This is a genomic window from Bacteroidota bacterium (assembly GCA_005882315.1).
Classification (GTDB): Bacteria; Bacteroidota; Bacteroidia; order Chitinophagales; family Chitinophagaceae; genus VBAR01.
The window spans coordinates 1,550,582-1,569,377 of the sequence record VBAR01000001.1 but is presented as its reverse complement, the minus strand read 5'-3'; the positions used below and the strand labels follow the sequence as shown (position 1 = coordinate 1,569,377).

Sequence of the window (18,796 nt, the reverse complement as noted above, 5' to 3'; positions counted from 1 at the left end):
CCGCAACTATTTCCTTTGCGGCCGCCGGCATAATAATTTTTACTACATGATGATGCTATTATCATTGTAAGTAATAATACTGCAAACAATGCTTTATATGGAGTTGTTTTCATAATTTCTGAGTTCTAAATTAAAACTATTTTCGGCTTATTTTAGTATTCCGGTCGTCAAAAAAGCCACAAATTTCCTATGCATGCTGAAAATCTGCACAAACAGATGCGTAAACCACGCATTTTAATATCGCCGCTCGACTGGGGGCTTGGCCACGCCACCCGGTGTATTCCTATAATCCGTGAACTGCTTAGACTCGATTTTGATGTATGGCTGGCATGCGATGGCAATACTAATCGATTGCTTGCAGATGAATTTCCCCAATTAACGATACTTGAAATACCGGGCTACAATATTAAATACTCAAGATCAGGAACGGGTCTTTTTTGGGGTATGTTAAAACAACTACCAAAACTACTGAACATGATCCGCTATGAAAACCATTGGTTGAAAACGAAGATCCCTGTCTATGATTTTGATGCGATTATCTCTGATAATCGTTTTGGGTTTTACAGTAAAAAAACATTTTCAATCTTTATCACACATCAACTTGAGATCAAATCAGGACTTGGGAAACTGGCAGATATTATTTTACGTTCATTCCATTACAGGTATATAAACAAGTTTGATCAATGCTGGGTTCCGGATATTGAAAACAAAAATAGCCTGGCCGGTGAACTATCGCATCCGGAAAAAATGCCGAAAACACAGGTGCAATATATTGGCATGCTATCAAGATTTAAGTCTCAATCAATCCCTGAAATAAAAAAGCATATTCTTATTGTTCTTTCTGGTCCGGAACCACAACGTACCATTTTGGAAAAAATAATATTAAAAGATATTCTCAGCTATCCTTATACTGCCACAGTAGTAAGAGGTCTTCCGGGAGAAGTAAACTCTATTCCATCAAAAGAAAATATTAAATTCTTTAATTACTTAAATGCAGAAGGTCTTAACCGCGAGATGGGAAAAGCTGAATTTGTCATTAGCAGAAGTGGTTACAGTACTATTATGGATCTTGCACGGTTGCAGAAAAAATCAATTCTTATTCCCACACCGGGCCAAACAGAGCAATTGTATCTTGCAAAAAATCTTTCTACGAAGAACCTTGCACTTTGTATTGATCAAAATGATTTTTCATTGATAGATGCAATTGCAAAAGCAGAAACCTTTTCATACCAGCCACTGCAACAGTATGATGATGCCCTGCTAAAGCAGGCCGTAAAAAGTTTAGTAAAAAACTAGAGACAAAGATCAATCTACTAAGCCGAATTTTTAGGATAATCAAAAAACCAGAATTCCTTTGCAGCCTTTCTGAAATCTTTCCAGCTATTTGCATTTATTCTGATTGCAAATACACCACAAGTAGGAATATTATCCACTCTTGCATTGGTAAGCATATTGGCAAAATGAGTAATGCCCTCGTTATGTGAAAAAACCGCTATCGTTTCAAATGAATCATCAGCATTTTCTATCACCGTATAAAAAACTTCTGGTCCGGCGAGATAGAGTTCAGGTTTAAAAATGATTCCCTCTTTTTTAACCTTCATTTCTTCAGCAAAGATCTTGGCTGTTTTTGCTGCACGTTTTGCCGGGCTTGCGATAAACGCATCGGGTTTTACTTTTTTATCAAGAAGACGATGGGCCATTGCAGGAGCATCACGTTTGCCTCTATCGTTCAGCGGTCTTTCGAAATCATCAAGCTCCAAGTTTTCCCAGTCGCTTTTTGCATGACGAACAAGTAAAAGAGATTTCATTGAAGAATTTTGAAATTGAAAGTTCGTTCAATTTCCTAATTAACCAATTCCAAATTTCTAATATCCCCTCACTTTTTTTCCTTCCATGTAATTCATAAAGGCACGGTTCACTACTTTATTACCGCCGGGTGTAGGATAGTCGCCGGTAAAATACCAGTCGCCAAGATTATTGGGGCAAGCTTTGTGCAGGCCTTCAATGTTTTGAAAAATAACTTCAACCGGGATATTCAGATCCGAAGGAGTGATCAATTCAGCGATCTTCTTAGATATTTCATCCGCAGTAAATAATTTATAAAAATGTTGCACCACGTTTTCTGTATGCAGTTGATTTGTGCGCAGCAGCTCTTTACATTTTTCATGCAGCTCTTTCATGCATTCCATCTTTCCTTTTTCTTTCGCCAGTTCTACCGCTGCATTAAAAGCAATGAATTCTCCCATCTTGCTCATATCAATTCCGTAACAATCCGGGTAACGTATCTGTGGTGATGAAGAAACTACAATGATCTTTTTCGGTTGAAGTCGCGACAGCATACGTATGATACTTTCTCTCAATGTTGTTCCTCTTACAATCGAATCATCAATCACGACTAATGTATCAATACCTGGTCGCACAGTACCATACGTTATATCATAAACGTGTTGCACCATTTCATTGCGACTTGCATCTTCGGTAATAAAGGTCCGCATCTTCACATCCTTAATAGCGATCTTCTCAATGCGGATTCGCCGATTGATCATCTCACTCAATTTCTCTGCATCATAATCTTTGCCCCAGCTTAGTATTCGTTCGATCTTTACTTTATTCAAGTACGCTTCCATTCCTTTTACCATTCCGTAAAAAGCAGTTTCGGCAGTATTAGGTATAAAAGAAAAAATAGTGTTTTTTAAATCATGCTCAATTGCATTCAACACCGGCTCACTCAGGTTATATCCTAATGCTTTTCTTTCCTTGTAAATTTTTTCATCGCTACCCCGGCTGAAATAAATGCGTTCAAAACTGCAGGCCTTTCTTTCTTTGGGTTCCAGTATTTGTTCTATTACTATTTCTCCATTTTCATCTACTATCAATGCCTGCCCCGGCATCAGTTCCTTTACTTCATTTTCGCCTACATTAAAAGATGTACGGATAGCAGCTCTCTCACTTGCAGCAACAACTACTTCATCATTAATATAATAATAAGAAGGACGAATACCATGTGCATCACGAAAAACAAAACCGATACCACTACCCGTCATACCAGCTACATGAAAGCCACCATCGAATTTTGGTACTGTTTTTTTCAATACTTTTTTTATATCCACTTTACCCGGTGATGCTTCATCTTCTTTGCACAGGTACACATGCATCATCTCGATCATAGCAGCCAGATCACTGAATCGCATTGTTTCGCCCGGCTCTTTGCCAACAAGTGTAAACAACTCGTCAGTATTTACAAGATTGAAATTACCTGCCAGTGCAAGATTGCGTGCAGGAATTGTATCACGATTGATGAACGGATGACAATATTCTACTTTATTTTTTCCCTGTGTACCATAACGCAGGTGACCAAGTAAAAGCTCTCCTAAAAAATTTACATGGCCTTTCATCAAACCGGGATGGCTTTTAATATCGGGATGATATTCCTGCAGTTCTTCTACCTCTTTACCCACCCGCTGAAAAATATCTGCAATTGCCTGGTTGGCATTGCTGCGCATGCGGTTCATAAAAGGATATCCCGGTTCAACATTTAGTTTTACTGAAGCTATTCCGGCGCCGTCTTGTCCGCGGTTGTGTTGTTTTTCCATCAGCAGGTACAGCTTGTTTAGCCCCCACATCACGGTACCATATTTCTTTTGGTAATACGGGAAGTTTTTTCTCAGACGGATGAATGCAAGACCGCATTCGTGTTTTATCGGGTCACTCATGGAAGGCGCAAAGGTAGGGTAGCATCATGAAATATAATTGTCGTTATCGGTAATAATTAGTCCCAATAAAAAACCCGACAGGATCGTCGGGTTCACATTAAAGTTTTTAAATATTTCTTATTAAAATCCTTTCATATCCTTACTCAATATTCTTTCAAGATTGGGGCAGGCCGAACGGTTGTCTTCATCCACAACAATATTATAAGCCGGCAAATTCTTTTTAAACCATTTCTGCAAAACTTCCTGCTTTTTTTGTTCGAGTGCTGATTGAGAAATGCGGCTATAATCATCCTTCATGTTCAAACGGTGGGGCTCGGTGCGGCTTTTGAAATAAATAACACGTACACCTTTCTTATTACTTCCTTCCTCTGTAAACTCCATCGACTTTGAAAGGTCGCCGGGCTTCATGGTACGTAGCAGCGCTATGATCTCTTTATCCAGCTGGTCGATGGTAACATAAGTAGAGCCATCACCACTTTTGAAATACGCACCATTGAACTTTATATCTTCCGCATCGCTGTATCTCAAAGCCGCTTCACTAAATTCTACGTTTTTGCTTATGATCTTGCTGCGAACGGTATCCAGTTTTGCTTTTGCTTGTGCAATTTCTTCGTTAGTTATAGGTACAAACCGAAGTATATGCCTTACTACTGCATCATCACCATTGCGCTCTACCAGTTGAATTATATGGAAACCAAATTTGGATTTTACCGGTGGTGATATAGAGTCCACTTTCAAACGAAAAGTGGTAGATAAAAATACCGGGTCAACATTTTTGTCTTTCAGGTTCAATTGAAAGATGCCGCCCCTGTCTTTTGTTCCCGGGTCTTCTGAAAAACGCTTCGCCATCTGGTCAAAGCTTGCCGACTTATTCAATATCTGCCGGCGATAGTTATTCAATTCATCAATGATATATCTTTCGAGGTCACGGGATGGCTTTGGCCATGCAATGATCTGCCCAACCTCTAACTCTGATTCAAAAAATGGTAAACTGTCTTTGGGGATCTTATCAAAAAAGGCCCGTACTTCACTTGGAGTGATCTTTACATTCTCAACAATTTTCTTCTGCATGGCGTCAGCCAGTTTTCTTTCTTTTACACTTTCTCTTGCATCGTCTTTTATCTGGTAAACCGTTTTACCAGCCATTTCTTCCAATGCTTCAATAGTTCCTACCTGCCCAACGAAATAACGGATACGCTGTTCCAGTTCTGCTTCTACTTCTTCGTCAGTTACCGGCAATGAATCTTTTTCCGCCTGCAACATCAACACTTTTGAGATCAGTGCCTGTTCCAGCAACATACACTCTGCATCTTCCGGCACTTCCTGTCCCTGACGTTTTGCATCCAGGATGGAATTCATAATATCTGAATATAAAATAGGCCTATCGCCTACAACAGCTACTACTTTATCTGCCACCACTTTTTGCGGTTGCGCATTTGCTATAGTTGCAATAAATAAAAAGCAAATAATAGCAGCCAGGATATTTTTCAGCATTCGCATAAATTCAAAAATAAATTCACTATTTCAGCAATCGAGTAGGCGACAGTGTATTTAACAAAAGTTTGATTTGAGTTGGGAGTTAATAGTCGGTAGTTCGGAGTTAATAGTACTCCGAACTCCTAAATTCCGAACTAAAGTGTTCTCTTTACTTCCTCTTCCTCATACGCTTCCACCACATCACCCACTTTTATATCATTATAATTTTTAACTGTCAATCCGCATTCCATACCAGCCTGTACATCTTTGGCATCATCCTTAAATCGTTTTAAAGAGCCCAGCTCGGCACTAACGCCTTCAGCAGTCGGGTAAATAACGATACCATCACGTATCAAACGGATCTTAGAATCACGTTTTATTTTTCCATCCCTCACATAACAACCTGCAACAGTAGCCTTATCAAACTTGAACACATCCCGTATTTCTACATTGGCAACAATCTTTTCCTGTACAGTTGGCTCCAGCATTCCTTCCATCGCACTCTTGATCTCTTCAATAGCATTATAAATGATAGAGTACATCTTGATCTCGATTGCTTCATTCTCCGCCATTCTTGCAGCCTGCAATGATGGACGCACATTAAAGCCGATAATGATCGCATCTGATGCATTGGCGAGTGTAACATCACTCTCTGTAATTTGACCAACCCCTTTATGAATCACTTTTACCACGATCTCTTGTGTACTTAATTTCTGTAAGCTATCACTCAATGCTTCAACCGAACCATCCACATCACCTTTGATGATCACATTCAATTCTTTGAAATTTCCAAGAGCCAAACGTCTTCCTATTTCATCAAGTGTAATATGTTTTTTGGTACGTATACCTTGCTCACGTAAGATCTGTGCACGGCGGTTGGCTACTTCTTTTGCTTCTGACTCATCATCATACACACGGAATTTTTCTCCAGCCTGCGGGGCACCATTCAAACCGAGTAATAATATCGGTGATGCAGGACCGGCTTCGTCTTGTTTTTTATTCCTTTCATTAAACATCGCTTTTACACGACCATAGTATTGACCGCTGACAACAAGATCACCATTGCTTAATGTTCCGTTTTCAACCAGTATGGTTGCTACATATCCACGTCCTTTATCCAACGAAGCTTCAATGATAGTACCCGATGCTTCGCGGTCCGGATTTGCTTTCAAGTCAAGCAATTCAGCTTCAAGTAATATTTTTTCAAGCAGCAGATCAACATTCAATCCTTTCTTCGCAGAAATTTCCTGGCTTTGAAATTTACCACCCCATTCTTCCACCAATAAATTCATTTGTGAAAGCTGCTCGTATATTTTTTGAGAGTTGGCCCCGTCTTTATCAATTTTATTTATTGCAAAGATCATTGGCACACCTGCTGCCTGCGCATGGCTGATCGCTTCACGGGTTTGTGGCATCACTGCATCATCTGCAGCTACAACAATCACTGCGATATCGGTAACCTTTGCACCTCTTGCACGCATGGCAGTAAAAGCTTCGTGACCAGGGGTATCAAGGAATGTTATTTCTTTTCCATTAGGCAATGAAACTTTATAGGCACCGATGTGCTGGGTGATACCACCTGCTTCACCTGCTACTACATTTTCACGACGGATATAGTCAAGCAAAGATGTTTTACCATGGTCAACGTGACCCATGATGGTAACAATTGGTGAACGGAATACAAGATCTTCATCATCGTCTTCATCAGCTTCCTCTTCCATCTCCATTTGTTTTTCCATATCGATGAACTCTACCGTATATCCGAATTCACTTGCTACCAGTTCAATTACCTCTGCATCAAGACGCTGATTGATGGATACCATGATACCAAGGCCCATACACTTACTGATAACATCAGCAAAACTTACATCCATCAAACTTGCCAACTCACTTACGCTGATAAATTCTGTTAGCTGCAGTTTCTTATCGTCTACCATTTCACCTGCAGCATCAGCCATTTCATTTCTCTTTTCACGGCGCATTTTTGCCTTCATGCTTTTGCCGCGGCCACCACCGCCGGTTAGTTTGGCTTGCGTCTCTCTTATCTTTTCCTGTATTTCTTTTTCGTCAATTATTTTGTCCTCCCGACGATGCCCATGACCGCCAGCCGGTCTATGCTGATGTTGATCACGACGACCACCACCCTGTTGACCGTGTCCTTGTCCCGGTCTTCTATCCATTCCACCACCTTGCTGCGGAGGACGGGGTCTATCACGATTCTCCTGCTGTGGTACATCTTTCTTTTCGATGGGAATACGTTTGCGTTTACGTTTCTCATCTTTCTTTGGTCTTGTATCGTTATCTACAGGTAAATTTATTTTTCCTAAGATCTTTGGTCCTTCTAATTTATCCGCCTTGATATTTTCGATCATTGGCGGCGCTTCCTCCTCAATTTTCTCCTTTATTTCTTCTATCACGGGTTCTACAACAACTTCGGTCTTCTTTGGTTTTTTCTTTTCAGGCTTTTTTTCTTCTACCGGTTTTTCTTCTTTCGCTTCAACTTCCTCTGTTTTTTTCTTCACACCTTTTTTAGGGCGGGTGGATGAATCAATAGTTGATAGATCAATTTTATCTAAAACCTTTGGAGTTTCAATTTCAGGAGCTTCTACTTTTGTTATTTCTTCCTGCTTAGGTTCTTCTTTAATTTCTTTGGCGGGTTTTACTTCTTCTACAACGGGTGCAGGTGCTAGTGCAGGCTCTTCGACTTTTGTTTTCTTTGTTTCTTTTTTGAAAACAATTTCTTCTTCCTCTTTTTTCTTCTTTGCTTCAGCCACACCGCCTTTAGGTAAATCCACCAAATCACTCTTGATTTTTGCAGCTTTGTCGCTTGAGAATTCATTTTGCAGGGAACGGTACATATCCTCAGTCAGTTTGGATGTTGGTTTAAGGTCATCTTTTCCAAATCCTTTACCAATGAGAAAATCGATCAACGTATCCTGCCCGATGTTGAATTCCTTTGCGGCGGCTAATAATCTTGGTAATTTAAGTTCTGCCATTCAGTTTATTTAATTGTCATTAAGTCTTATCAGTAAAAATCAAATGAGTCATATCTATCATATTAGTATGTCACTCATTTGACTTGTTTGACTAATATGACTTTTCCAACCTCATTATTCCTTTTCAAATTCTTCTTTCAATACTCTTCTTACTTCATCAATTGTCTCTTTCTCCAGATCGGTACGACGCTCCAGTTCTTCAGGTGTTAAATTCAACACACTTCTTCCGGTATCACAACCGATGCGCTTCAGTTCATCTATCACCCATGTTTCTATCTCATCGCTAAATTCATCAAGGTCGATATCAAATTCGTTTACTTCACCTTCATTATCACGGAATACATCAATTTCATAACCGGTAAGTTCACAGGCCAGTTTGATGTTTACACCACGGCGACCAATAGCCAATGATACTTGATCAGGTTTCAGGAAGACACTTGCATGTTTGCCTTCAGTATCAAGATCCATACTGGTGATCTTCGCCGGTGTTAATGAACGCTGGATCAGCAGCTGTGTATTAGCTGTCCAGTTGATCACATCAATATTTTCATTTTTCAATTCACGAACAATGCCATGAATACGGCTTCCTTTCATACCTACGCAGGCACCCACCGGATCGATACGGTCATCAAAAGATTCAACCGCAACCTTAGCTCTTTCACCTGGATCACGGACGATCTTTTTAATCACTATCAATCCGTCGAAGATTTCAGGCACTTCAATTTCAAGGAGTTTAGCAAGAAACTCAGGTGAAGTACGGGAAAGAATAATAACTGGTGTGTTATTTTTCATATCCACTTTCCTTACAACGGCACGAATCGATTCACCTTTTTTGAAATAATCCTGTGGTATCTGTTCGCTTTTAGGAAGTATCAGTTCATTACCTTCTTCATCCAGAAGCAATATTTCTTTTTTCCAAACCTGGTATACTTCTGCGCTAGTGATCTCTCCTACACGTTCGCCATATTTTTTGGCCAGTAAATTTTTCTTCAGATCGCTGATACGACTAGCCAGTGTTTGCTTGGCAGCAAGGATGGCACGACGACCAAAATCATAAAGGTCAATTTCCTGGTAAAGTTCTTCACCTACTTCAAAATCAGGTTCAATTTTTATTGCATCGCTGTAAGCTATCTGCGCTAAAGGATCTTCTACCTGCCCATCTTCCACGATCATGCGGCGGCGAATGATCTCGAGGTCACCCTTTTCAGCATTCACGATCACGTCAAAATTTTCATCACTTCCATACTTTTTACGAAGCAATGTTTTAAACACATCTTCCACGACTTTCATCATTGTGGGGCGGTCAATGTTTTCTGCATCCTTAAACTCCTGGAACGCTTCAATTAAGTTGATACTTGCCATAGTTGTAGCTTTCTTAAAACTTTATTTGAATTTTTGTTGATTTAACTTCTGTAAATGGAATGGTGTGTAACACCAACTCTTTCTTTTTTCCCTTGCCTTTTTCTTCCTGTATCACCATTTCATTTTCCTGTACATCAATAAGCTGACCCTCAGTTTTCAGTCCATCCTTTTTTATCACTTCCACAAACCGGTTAATATTCTTTACATATTGCCGGTGCATTTTCAAAGGTTCGTCAAGCCCCGGAGAAGAAACCTCTAATGCGAAATCTCCATTCGGAAACAGGCCGCTTTCTTCGATTTTTTTGTACAAGCCCCTGTTATATTGAACCAGCCTGGCAATGGCTATAGCCTGGTCACCGTCCACAAATACTTTAATGTTATTGCCGGGCAGGAATTTGAGCTCAACAAGAAAATCACCTGCTGCTGAATCAATTACAGCTTCTACCAACTGCTCAATAGCCTTAAACTGGGTGCCTTCGTTCATAACCGGAAAATGAAGAAGGGAACGATTCCGTTCCCTTCTGTGTTCTAATTCCGCTGCAAATGTAAGGATGAGGCTCATACCTGCCAAAATTTAGTAAAAAAGAATCATGATATTTTAATTACCATTTATGAAAAGAAGCTGGGCTTATTTACCTGCTGCGAATAACTTTGCCCCATGTCAGTTTTCAAAATTCTGTTGTATGCCTTCCTGATTTACCTGGGATACAAAATCATATTTCAATTCATCATTCCTGTTTACCGCACTACCCGGCAGGTAAAAAAACAATTCAGGGAAATGAATGAGCGGATGAACGAGTACGCAAAGCAGCAAGGGGAACAATCTGCACCTGAAAAAGAACCTCAAATAACAAAAGACAAGCCCGGAGATTATATAGAATTCGAAGAGATAAAATAGTTCTGGCTTCGCATTAATTCTATATTTTTGCCGCCCGGAGATAAAATCCGAGGACCCTTAGCTCAGACGGTTAGAGCACCTGACTCATAATCAGGGGGTCGTTGGTTCGATCCCAACAGGGTCCACAGTTATTTTAGTTCTTTGTGTTTTCTGAATCCTTAGCTCAGCGGCAAGAGCATCCCGATGCATATCGGGAGGGTCGTTGGTTCGATCCCAACAGGGTCCACTTATCAAACTGCGGAACATGTTTCCGCTTTTTTATTCATCCTATTTTCAATCAGGTTCTTTAACCTTTTGTTAACCGCATTGAAAATACATTTGTTTTTTACTCATTGTTTATGAAGAAATCAGTTCTCTCTTTGTTTTGCTGTATAATGCTAATAACATTAAATGCCCAGGACAGTACAAAAATTGTATACCCTGTTAACCCTAAGAAAAAACCTGTTATCGACCTTTCGGGTCGTGCTAATGACCACCTGATGTTTCAGTTTGGTTGGGCTGGGTGGGCCGGCAAACCAGATAGCATTAACACCAAGGGGTTTCCTAAATCGGTTAATTTGTACTTTATGTTTGATTTCCCGGTAAAGACAAACCAGAAAATAAGCATTGGCATTGGTGCGGGTTTCGGTAGTGATCATATCTATTTTGATAAAATGTACCTCGGCATCAAAGACCTCACTACTACATTAACGATCGATGACAGAAGTGACACCGCTTATTTTGATAAATATAAATTAGCCGTGTCATATCTTGAGGCCCCACTTGAATTGCGGTATACAAAAAACCCGATGCAAAGCAACAGATCATTCAAAGCAGCAATTGGTATGAAGGTGGGAACAGTTACCAATGCACATACCCGTGGCAAAGATTATGTTGGTGCCGCCGGAGGGACAAACGAGTACATTCAAAAAGAACTGAGCAAAAGATTTATCAATAAGACCCGGTTCGTTGCTACTGCCCGTGTTGGATATGGAATTTTCAGTTTGTTTGGAAGTTACCAGATCAGTCAGTTGTTCAAAGACGGGTTAGCACCAAAGGTAAATCCGTGGGCAGTCGGTTTACAGATTAGCGGTTTATAAAATTATTTGTGATATAAAATAAAGAAGCAATCCCATATTAGCGGGATTGCTTCTTTATTTTTGCGGCTGATTAAAGTAACTACATGATTGAAAAGAAAAAAATATTCGAAAACGAAGAGCGGGCAGTACTAGTTGGATTGATTCATAAAGATCAAACTGATCAGCAGGTACAGGAGTATCTTGATGAACTTGCATTTCTTGCAGAAACAGCAGGTGCAGTAGCAGTAAAAAGATTTACACAAAAATTGCAGCATCCTGATAGCCGCACATTTGTTGGCAAAGGAAAACTGGAAGAAATAAAAGATTATATCTCGGGAAAAAATATCCGTGTTGTAATATTTGATGATGAACTTTCCGGCGCACAGATCAATAATATTGAAAAAGCAATTGATGCAAAAACAATTGATAGAAGCGATCTGATACTTGACATTTTTGCGAGACGTGCAAAAACGGCGCAGGCCAAAGCACAGGTGGAGCTGGCACAATACCAATATTTATTGCCAAGATTGCGAGGGATGTGGAAACACCTTGAACGATTGGGTGGTGGTATTGGTACAAGAGGCCCCGGTGAAACTGAGATTGAAACTGACCGTCGTATTGTACGGGAGAAAATTTCTTTGCTAAAGAGAAAACTTGCAGAGATCGATAAACAATCTTATACACAACGTAAGGACCGAGGTGAGTTTATCCGTGTTGCATTGGTAGGCTATACCAACGTCGGTAAATCAACCGTGATGAACCTCCTGAGCAAACGAAATGTTTTTGCCGAAAATAAATTGTTTGCTACACTTGATACTACAACAAGCAAAATCGTTTTTGAAAACACTCCGTTCTTGTTAAGTGATACGGTTGGTTTTATCCGCAAACTACCGCATCATTTAGTTGAAAGTTTTAAAAGTACTTTGGATGAAGTGAGAGAAGCAGATATTCTTTTGCATATGGTGGATATATCACATCCGAATTATGAAGATCAGATGGGTGTGGTAAATAAAACTTTGCAGGACCTGAAAGCATATGACAAGCCCGTCATTACCATTTTCAATAAGATGGACTTGTATGAACGATATACATTTGACGAATGGCTGAATGAAGAAACAAAAACAGAGATCCTCAATGATCTGAAGGAACGCTGGCAACGGGAGACAAATGGTAACACCGTTTTTATTTCTGCTACTGAAAAGAAAAATATTGATCAACTGCGTAATACAATTTTAAATAAGGTAAGAGAGCTTTACCGGATACGCTATCCTTATAAAGCTGAGTTTTTCTATTAATGTCTGAAAAAGATTATACCTGGTATAAAACAGCCAATCATGTGAACGAAATTGAATTCGCTTCTAATAATATTGCGGTAGTGGAAATAAAAGGCAAAAAGATATGCCTTGGAAAATTTAAAGACGCTGTTTTTGCATTTGCTTACAAATGCCCTCATGCCGGAGGCATACTTGCAGAAGGATCCATTGACTCCTTAGGAAATGTGGTTTGTCCACTTCATCGTTATAAATATGATATGAATAATGGCCGCAATGTAACCGGCGAAGGTTACTACCTGAAACACTGGCCGGTAGAGATTAGGGAAGACGGGGTTTTTGTGGGTATGGAAAATAAAAGCTGGTTATTCGGCTAAAATCAATTGAGATTTCTGTTTTTCCCAAAACGATTTTTCCCTATTTTTGCTGCCCCAATAACAAAGGGAAGATCTTCCTCAGTAGCTCAGTTGGTTAGAGCATCTGACTGTTAATCAGAGGGTCTCAGGTTCAAGTCCTGACTGAGGAGCGATATAAAAGTAAAAGGGTTATACTTTGATAAGTGTAACCCTTTTTTGATTTTCTAGTCTTCCATTAAATTTAAGGTAAGTTATTGTTGAATTGCCTTTTTAATAATTTTCTAATAACTGATTTTCTCATGACTAATATCGACATAAAAAGGGTTTGCATTCACGAATGTTGTCACGCTATTATTGCGCGACTATTTCGTCAAAAAATTAAAATTGAAAAAGTTGTTGTGAATGCAGATTCAGTTATGAATGGTGAGGACAATGGAACATTGTATATTAACGGACCTCTATTGAATGATGAGCAGGATCACACAGCATTAGCGATAACCTTGTTTGCTGGAGTGATAGGTGAGAATATGTATCTACAGGGTGCTGACGCGATAAGAGATAGAAAAGGGGAGATAATAGCTGATAATACGATTATAGATTGGCTGTTTGCGGGCGGCGATATTTCTTCGTTCCGGGACAATGCTTATGTTTTTACACTTTTCTATCAGATCGATGGGGATAAGCTAAAAGAATTCTGTCTGCGATTTTTGATCGATTTTCTTAGCAATAAGGAAGTTTGGTCCATGGTGGAAAAATTGTGTGATGAATTGCTGAAGGCTGATGACTTAAAGCTGAGTGAAGAAGAGTTGGAGTCCGCCTTTAGACAAATTGGCTTGGATACGCTACTTGACAATCAAAGGGAGGAGTGCCTAAAGCAATGTGATGAAGTCCTACAGTTTTGTCAAAGTAGCTAGCCATCGTTTATAGATCCAAAAGATCAGGTTGAAACCAATCAATAAATGCCAAGACCAATATCGTCATCAAAAAAATACAAAAATATTTCTGAGGAAAATGATTGCTGAAACGGGTAGTATGTTTACTTGTAGTCGGGCTAGTTCGGTTCGCAGTTAGATTTAGCCTTCCAGAATTATTTGGAACAGATCGACTTCTAGGACAGATACCATTTACAAAAAATAGATACTTAATTGTAATATCAGATAGCTTTTTGTAGCTGCATCTTTCGTAAATAAGGGGAGCAAAAGGTTCTGAATTTTCCGAGCCTTTTTATTTGTAAAAATTAACTCCTGCTCAACGCATACTCTACCCCCCTCAACTCAGCCAGTCCTTTTAATCGACCGATAGCAGAATAACCGGGATAGGTTTTCTTTTTCAAGTCATCAAGCATTTGATGACCGTGATCGGGTCGCATGGGAATGGAAATATTTCTGCGTTTCTGAATTTCCAACACTTCTTTTATTACTGCATACATATCTGTATCACCAGCAAGATGATCCGCTTCATAAAAATTACCGTCTGCATCACGTTTTGTATTGCGCAGGTGAAGAAAATGAACATTATCACCAAAACGTTTGAGCATTTTCGGAATATCATTATCAGCTCTTGCGCCATATGATCCGGTGCAAAAGCATAATCCGTTTGCAGGTGATGGAGCAGCGTTGATCAAATCGGCTGCATCCTGCTCAGTGCTTACAATTCTTGGCAAACCCAAAACAGGGTAAGGTGGATCATCCGGATGAATGGCCATTTTTAATCCGCATTCTTCTGCTACAGGAATAACTTGCTGCAAGAAATAAAACAAATGTTGTTTTAATTTTTGTTTATCGATGCCTTCATATTTTTTTAATTCAGTTAATACTTGTTCTGGTGTAAATGCATCATCACTACCCGGCAGACCCAACATCATATTGCCAAAAAGAATTATTTTGCGTTCTTCGGGCATTTTTGCAAAATGTTGTTTTGCTTTTTCAATTTCAGTTGCTGAATAATCTTTTTCAGCATTGGGTCGTTGAAGCAAAAACAAATCAAACACTAAATAATCCAGCCTGTTAAAATACAGTGCTGTGCTTTTATCCGGTAATTCATAATAGATATCTGTACGCAGCCAATCGAGTACCGGCATAAAATTATATGTAACAACTTTTAACCCGCATTCAGCAATATGGCGAAGGCTTTGTTTATAACTTTCAATATGAAACTTATAATTTCCTGTTTGTCTCTTTATATCATCGCTTACCGGCAGGCTCTCGATCACAGTCCATGTCATACCTGCATCTTCAATCAGTTCTTTTCTTTCATAAATTTCATCTGCCGGCCATATATCGCCAACAGGTATCTGGTGCAATGCTGTTACCACACCTTCGCAGCCCGCCTGGCGTATATCTGATAAACTTACCGGGTCGTGTGGGCCATACCAACGCATGGTTTGATGCATCAACATGCTGATAGATTTTTTGTAAAAGTAATTCAAATAAGGGGAGTCGGAAGTAGCGAGTAGCAAGTGGGAAGTTTTAACTCACTTGCTACTTACCACTAGCTACTGGCTATCCGGTGAAGTACATATAAATCGCTATGATCGCTGCAACCATTAATATTGAAAGCACAACATCTTTCCAATTCCATGATGAACGATTTTCCAACCTGTCTTGTTCCGACAAAGTAGAAAAAGTAAGTCCACTGATCTTAGCAAGTTCCGGTGGCTTGGTCACATAGCTTACTATTATAAATACAAGGATGCAGACAATAGTTATTAAAAGACTATAATACTGGAAGAAAATATTATTAACGATCCAAAGGAAAGAGCCTTCTGTATATGCAGCTCCTCCCAGTTTAACTGGTGTATCAACGATCAGGCGGAATAAGCCCATTGCAAAACCGGTTAGTAATGTTGCTATACAACCGGGACCGTTGAGCCGTTTCATAAATACTCCAAAGAAGAAAACAACAAATATGGGCGGCGCCAGATATGCCTGTATACCCTGCAAATAATCGTATAACCCTTTTGCACCCTGTATTACTGGTATCCAAAGTAACCCGATAACTACCATAACAACAGTAGCTATTCTTCCAACCCGTACTAATTTTTCCTGTGATGCATTGGGTCTGAACCTTGAATAAAAATCCATCGTGAACAATGAAGATGATGCGTTGAATACACCTGCCAATGCACTCATTAATGCAGCAAGTAGACCTGCAACTACAATACCTCTTACACCAACAGGAAGTACATGCGTCACTAACATAGTGAATGCTCCTTGCGCAGCTTCGCGGTTCACAGTTCCATCTGTATTCATCAAGCGTTGTTGTATATCGGCATTCATTCCGCTTTTTGCCAAAGCAAAACAAATCATACCGGGAATAATGAAAAGAAAAACAGGAGTGAGTTTTAAAAAGCCGGCGAAGATGGTACCACGTCTTGCTTGTTTATCATCACGAGCACCTAAAATACGCTGTACTATATACTGGTCAGTACACCAATACCACAAACCAATAATCGGTGCACACAACAACATAGCAGGCCATGGATATTTATCATTAAAATACCATGCTTGTTTTGCTGTCTCTTTTACAGGGGCCCATGTACTTTCTACTCCATCTGGTACAACAGGTTTCCATAAATTAAACATCTCAGCACCGCATATTTCTTTCAGCCTGTCCCAACCGCCCAAAGCTTGCAGTCCATAATACGTTACAAGAATAGCCCCGATGATTTTTACAAATGTTTGAAGTGTTTCAGTATAAACAACTGCTCTTAATCCGCCAATAATAGTATAGATACCGGTTAAAATAATAAGCAGGATTGAACCGATCCAGAATGAATCCATACCCATGATGTTTACGTCCGGTAAGAGTGCCCTGAATACAACACCACCTGCAAAAATGCCAACTGCAATTTTAGTAAGGATATATGCAAACAATGAAATAAGTGACAGAACTGTTCTTGCCGTTGGGGTAAATCTTCTTTCCAGGAACTCCGGCATGGTAAACACTTTGGAACGCATAAAAAAGGGTCCCATTACCCAACCTAATACTAACAAACACCATGCATGTAATTCATAGTGTGCTAATGCAACACCATCTGTTGCGCCTGAACCTGCAAGCCCAACCAGATGTTCCGATCCTATATTAGATGCAAAAATGGAAGCACCGACAACAAACCATCCTAAGTGACGGCCGGCAAGAAAATAATCATCAGCAGAATTTTTGTCTTTCTTTTTTACTGCCCACCATGAAATACCTGCAATAATTGCAAAGTAAAATAAGATGATGATCCAGTCTAACCATGTAAGCATAGCAATCTGTTTTGATTATAAATAATAAGTCTTAGATAAACCGGTTGATGATATTTTCCAAATATTCCTGCTTGCCACTTTTCACAGGAGGTTCACCATTTTCAACGGCATAGGTTCTCAGGTCAGTTAAAGATAGTTTTCCTTCTTCAAATTCTTTTCCTTTTCCGCTATCGAATGATGAATACCTGTCGCTGCGTATTTTTTTATAGTCGGATCTTTGTAAAACATTATCTGCGATGAGCAATGCTCTTGCAAATGTATCCATACCGCCGATATGCGCATGGAACAGATCTTCGGCATCAGTTGAGTTACGGCGGATCTTTGCATCGAAGTTGATACCACCACCCTTAAATCCTCCTGCTTCTATGATCACCACCATTGCTTCCGCCAGTTCATTAATATTATTGGGAAACTGGTCGGTATCCCATCCATTTTGATAATCGCCTCGGTTAGCATCCATGCTACCGAGCAGTCCTGTATCAGCAGCCACCTGCAACTCATGTTGAAATGTATGACCTGCTAATGTTGCATGGTTTACTTCAATATTTAATTTAAAATCATTCAATAGATCATATTGGCGTAAAAAACCAATCACCGTTTCGCAATCATAATCGTATTGATGCTTGCTGGGCTCGCAAGGCTTAGGCTCAATAAAGAAAGTTCCTTTGAAGCCATTCTTTCTTGCATAATCTTTAGCCGTATGTAAAAATTTTGCAAGATGTTCTTTCTCTCTTTTCATGTTTGTATTCAATAAACTCATGTATCCTTCTCTTCCGCCCCAGAAAACATAATTCTCGCCGCCTAATGCAATCGTTGCATCCAATGCTGCTTTCACTTGTGCAGCTGCATGAGCCAGTACATGAAAATCAGGGTTGGTAGCAGCGCCATTCATATACCTCCTGTTGGAAAATAAGTTGGCTGTACCCCATAATAGTTTTACACCACTTGCTTTTTGTTTTTCACCGAGATAAGCAGTAATTGCCTGCAATCTCCTGTCGTTTTCATTTACATCATTTGTATAATCAACTGCATCTACATCATGAAAGCAGTAATAAGGTAATCCGAGTTTTGTGATGAATTCAAAAGCAGCATCTGCTTTATCTTTTGCTCTTTCTACTGCATCTTTTTTTTCATTCCATGGAAATAAATGAGTAGGCTCACCAAACGGATCAGCACCGCTACCACAGAATGAGTGCCAATAGGCACAAGCAAACCGCAAATGATCTTTCATTGATTTACCTGCCACAATTTTGGTTTCATCATACCAACGAAACGCAAAAGGATTGTCTGACTCAACACCTTCGTATTTGATAATACCAATACTTTTAAAAAAAACCTTGTTGCCTGTAACTACTGACATATATATTAATTTTAAAAATTTAAAATTGGGAGGATGTATTTTCACCCTCCCTTTTA

General features: G+C 39.6%; 15 protein-coding genes and 3 tRNA genes. 9 read left to right on the top strand and 9 right to left on the bottom strand.

What is annotated here, in order from left to right; all coding sequences use genetic code 11:
* Positions 1 to 189 precede the first annotated feature (189 nt).
* Complete coding sequence (locus E6H07_06520; protein ID TMI65563.1) at positions 190 to 1,296, top strand: glycosyl transferase family 28; 1,107 nt, start codon at positions 190 to 192, stop codon at positions 1,294 to 1,296.
* 17 nt (positions 1,297 to 1,313) lie between these two features.
* Here the strand turns inward: E6H07_06520 and E6H07_06515 are convergent, their stop codons facing one another.
* The 6 genes from E6H07_06515 to E6H07_06490 all read right to left on the bottom strand — a co-directional run bounded on the left by E6H07_06515 (position 1,314) and on the right by E6H07_06490 (position 10,031).
* The gene (locus tag E6H07_06515) at positions 1,314 to 1,808 is read right to left on the bottom strand and encodes a histidine phosphatase family protein (GenBank protein ID TMI65562.1); all 495 of its coding nucleotides are present in this window, start codon (positions 1,806 to 1,808) and stop codon (positions 1,314 to 1,316) included.
* Positions 1,809 to 1,865: 57 nt separating this feature from the next.
* Positions 1,866 to 3,713: an amidophosphoribosyltransferase gene (locus E6H07_06510; protein TMI65561.1), complete on the bottom strand. Its 1,848-nt coding sequence runs from the start codon at positions 3,711 to 3,713 to the stop codon at positions 1,866 to 1,868.
* A 120-nt stretch (positions 3,714 to 3,833) separates the two neighbouring features.
* A complete protein-coding gene (locus tag E6H07_06505) occupies positions 3,834 to 5,213 on the bottom strand; it encodes a peptidylprolyl isomerase (GenBank protein ID TMI65560.1) in 1,380 nt (459 codons plus the stop codon).
* Between the two features lie 131 nt (positions 5,214 to 5,344).
* Positions 5,345 to 8,185 carry a translation initiation factor IF-2 gene (gene infB, locus E6H07_06500; protein TMI65559.1) on the bottom strand — a complete coding sequence of 947 codons (2,841 nt, stop codon included), beginning with the start codon at positions 8,183 to 8,185 and terminating at the stop codon, positions 5,345 to 5,347.
* Between the two features lie 114 nt (positions 8,186 to 8,299).
* Positions 8,300 to 9,547, bottom strand: coding sequence for a transcription termination/antitermination protein NusA (nusA, locus tag E6H07_06495; protein TMI65558.1), 1,248 nt, complete (start codon positions 9,545 to 9,547; stop codon positions 8,300 to 8,302).
* Between the two features lie 13 nt (positions 9,548 to 9,560).
* A complete protein-coding gene (locus E6H07_06490) occupies positions 9,561 to 10,031 on the bottom strand; it encodes a ribosome maturation factor (protein TMI66483.1) in 471 nt (156 codons plus the stop codon).
* Positions 10,032 to 10,205: 174 nt separating this feature from the next.
* Between E6H07_06490 and E6H07_06485 the strand changes: the two genes are divergently transcribed.
* From E6H07_06485 to E6H07_06450, 8 genes are all read left to right on the top strand, one after another.
* The gene (locus E6H07_06485) at positions 10,206 to 10,445 is read left to right on the top strand and encodes a hypothetical protein (protein ID TMI65557.1); all 240 of its coding nucleotides are present in this window, start codon (positions 10,206 to 10,208) and stop codon (positions 10,443 to 10,445) included.
* A gap of 51 nt (positions 10,446 to 10,496) precedes the next feature.
* Positions 10,497 to 10,570 (top strand) — tRNA-Met (locus E6H07_06480).
* Positions 10,571 to 10,597: 27 nt separating this feature from the next.
* A tRNA-OTHER gene (locus E6H07_06475) sits at positions 10,598 to 10,671 on the top strand.
* 112 nt (positions 10,672 to 10,783) lie between these two features.
* Positions 10,784 to 11,524, top strand: coding sequence for a PorT family protein (locus tag E6H07_06470; GenBank protein TMI65556.1), 741 nt, complete (start codon positions 10,784 to 10,786; stop codon positions 11,522 to 11,524).
* A gap of 83 nt (positions 11,525 to 11,607) precedes the next feature.
* The gene (gene hflX / locus E6H07_06465; protein TMI65555.1) at positions 11,608 to 12,798 is read left to right on the top strand and encodes a GTPase HflX; all 1,191 of its coding nucleotides are present in this window, start codon (positions 11,608 to 11,610) and stop codon (positions 12,796 to 12,798) included.
* The gene (locus E6H07_06460) at positions 12,798 to 13,151 is read left to right on the top strand and encodes a Rieske 2Fe-2S domain-containing protein (protein ID TMI65554.1); all 354 of its coding nucleotides are present in this window, start codon (positions 12,798 to 12,800) and stop codon (positions 13,149 to 13,151) included. Before hflX ends, E6H07_06460 begins: the two co-directional genes overlap by 1 nt.
* Before the next feature lie 75 nt (positions 13,152 to 13,226).
* Positions 13,227 to 13,303: transfer RNA gene (locus E6H07_06455), tRNA-Asn, on the top strand.
* 126 nt (positions 13,304 to 13,429) lie between these two features.
* Complete coding sequence (locus E6H07_06450) at positions 13,430 to 14,044, top strand: hypothetical protein (protein TMI65553.1); 615 nt, start codon at positions 13,430 to 13,432, stop codon at positions 14,042 to 14,044.
* Positions 14,045 to 14,367: 323 nt separating this feature from the next.
* Here E6H07_06450 and uxuA read toward each other — a convergent pair whose 3' ends face one another.
* The 3 genes from uxuA to xylA all read right to left on the bottom strand — a co-directional run bounded on the left by uxuA (position 14,368) and on the right by xylA (position 18,740).
* Entirely contained in the window at positions 14,368 to 15,522 is a 1,155-nt protein-coding gene (gene uxuA, locus E6H07_06445; protein TMI66482.1) for a mannonate dehydratase, read from the bottom strand.
* A gap of 109 nt (positions 15,523 to 15,631) precedes the next feature.
* Entirely contained in the window at positions 15,632 to 17,380 is a 1,749-nt protein-coding gene (locus tag E6H07_06440; GenBank protein TMI65552.1) for a sodium/solute symporter, read from the bottom strand.
* A 31-nt stretch (positions 17,381 to 17,411) separates the two neighbouring features.
* On the bottom strand, positions 17,412 to 18,740 hold the full coding sequence (xylA, locus tag E6H07_06435) for a xylose isomerase (protein ID TMI65551.1): 1,329 nt from the start codon (positions 18,738 to 18,740) through the stop codon (positions 17,412 to 17,414).
* Positions 18,741 to 18,796: the final 56 nt, after the last annotated feature.

Coding starts and splice junctions, on each gene's coding strand:
- xylA (TMI65551.1), bottom strand. CDS start 18,740: ATGTCAGTAGTTACAGGCAACAAGGTTTTTTTTAAAAGTATTGGTATT.
- E6H07_06450 (TMI65553.1), top strand. CDS start 13,430: ATGACTAATATCGACATAAAAAGGGTTTGCATTCACGAATGTTGTCAC.
- E6H07_06515 (TMI65562.1), bottom strand. CDS start 1,808: ATGAAATCTCTTTTACTTGTTCGTCATGCAAAAAGCGACTGGGAAAAC.
- E6H07_06510 (TMI65561.1), bottom strand. CDS start 3,713: ATGAGTGACCCGATAAAACACGAATGCGGTCTTGCATTCATCCGTCTG.
- E6H07_06470 (TMI65556.1), top strand. CDS start 10,784: ATGAAGAAATCAGTTCTCTCTTTGTTTTGCTGTATAATGCTAATAACA.
- E6H07_06490 (TMI66483.1), bottom strand. CDS start 10,031: ATGAACGAAGGCACCCAGTTTAAGGCTATTGAGCAGTTGGTAGAAGCT.
- hflX (TMI65555.1), top strand. CDS start 11,608: ATGATTGAAAAGAAAAAAATATTCGAAAACGAAGAGCGGGCAGTACTA.
- nusA (TMI65558.1), bottom strand. CDS start 9,547: ATGGCAAGTATCAACTTAATTGAAGCGTTCCAGGAGTTTAAGGATGCA.
- E6H07_06520 (TMI65563.1), top strand. CDS start 190: ATGCATGCTGAAAATCTGCACAAACAGATGCGTAAACCACGCATTTTA.
- infB (TMI65559.1), bottom strand. CDS start 8,185: ATGGCAGAACTTAAATTACCAAGATTATTAGCCGCCGCAAAGGAATTC.
- E6H07_06460 (TMI65554.1), top strand. CDS start 12,798: ATGTCTGAAAAAGATTATACCTGGTATAAAACAGCCAATCATGTGAAC.
- uxuA (TMI66482.1), bottom strand. CDS start 15,522: ATGCATCAAACCATGCGTTGGTATGGCCCACACGACCCGGTAAGTTTA.
- E6H07_06485 (TMI65557.1), top strand. CDS start 10,206: ATGTCAGTTTTCAAAATTCTGTTGTATGCCTTCCTGATTTACCTGGGA.
- E6H07_06505 (TMI65560.1), bottom strand. CDS start 5,213: ATGCGAATGCTGAAAAATATCCTGGCTGCTATTATTTGCTTTTTATTT.
- E6H07_06440 (TMI65552.1), bottom strand. CDS start 17,380: ATGCTTACATGGTTAGACTGGATCATCATCTTATTTTACTTTGCAATT.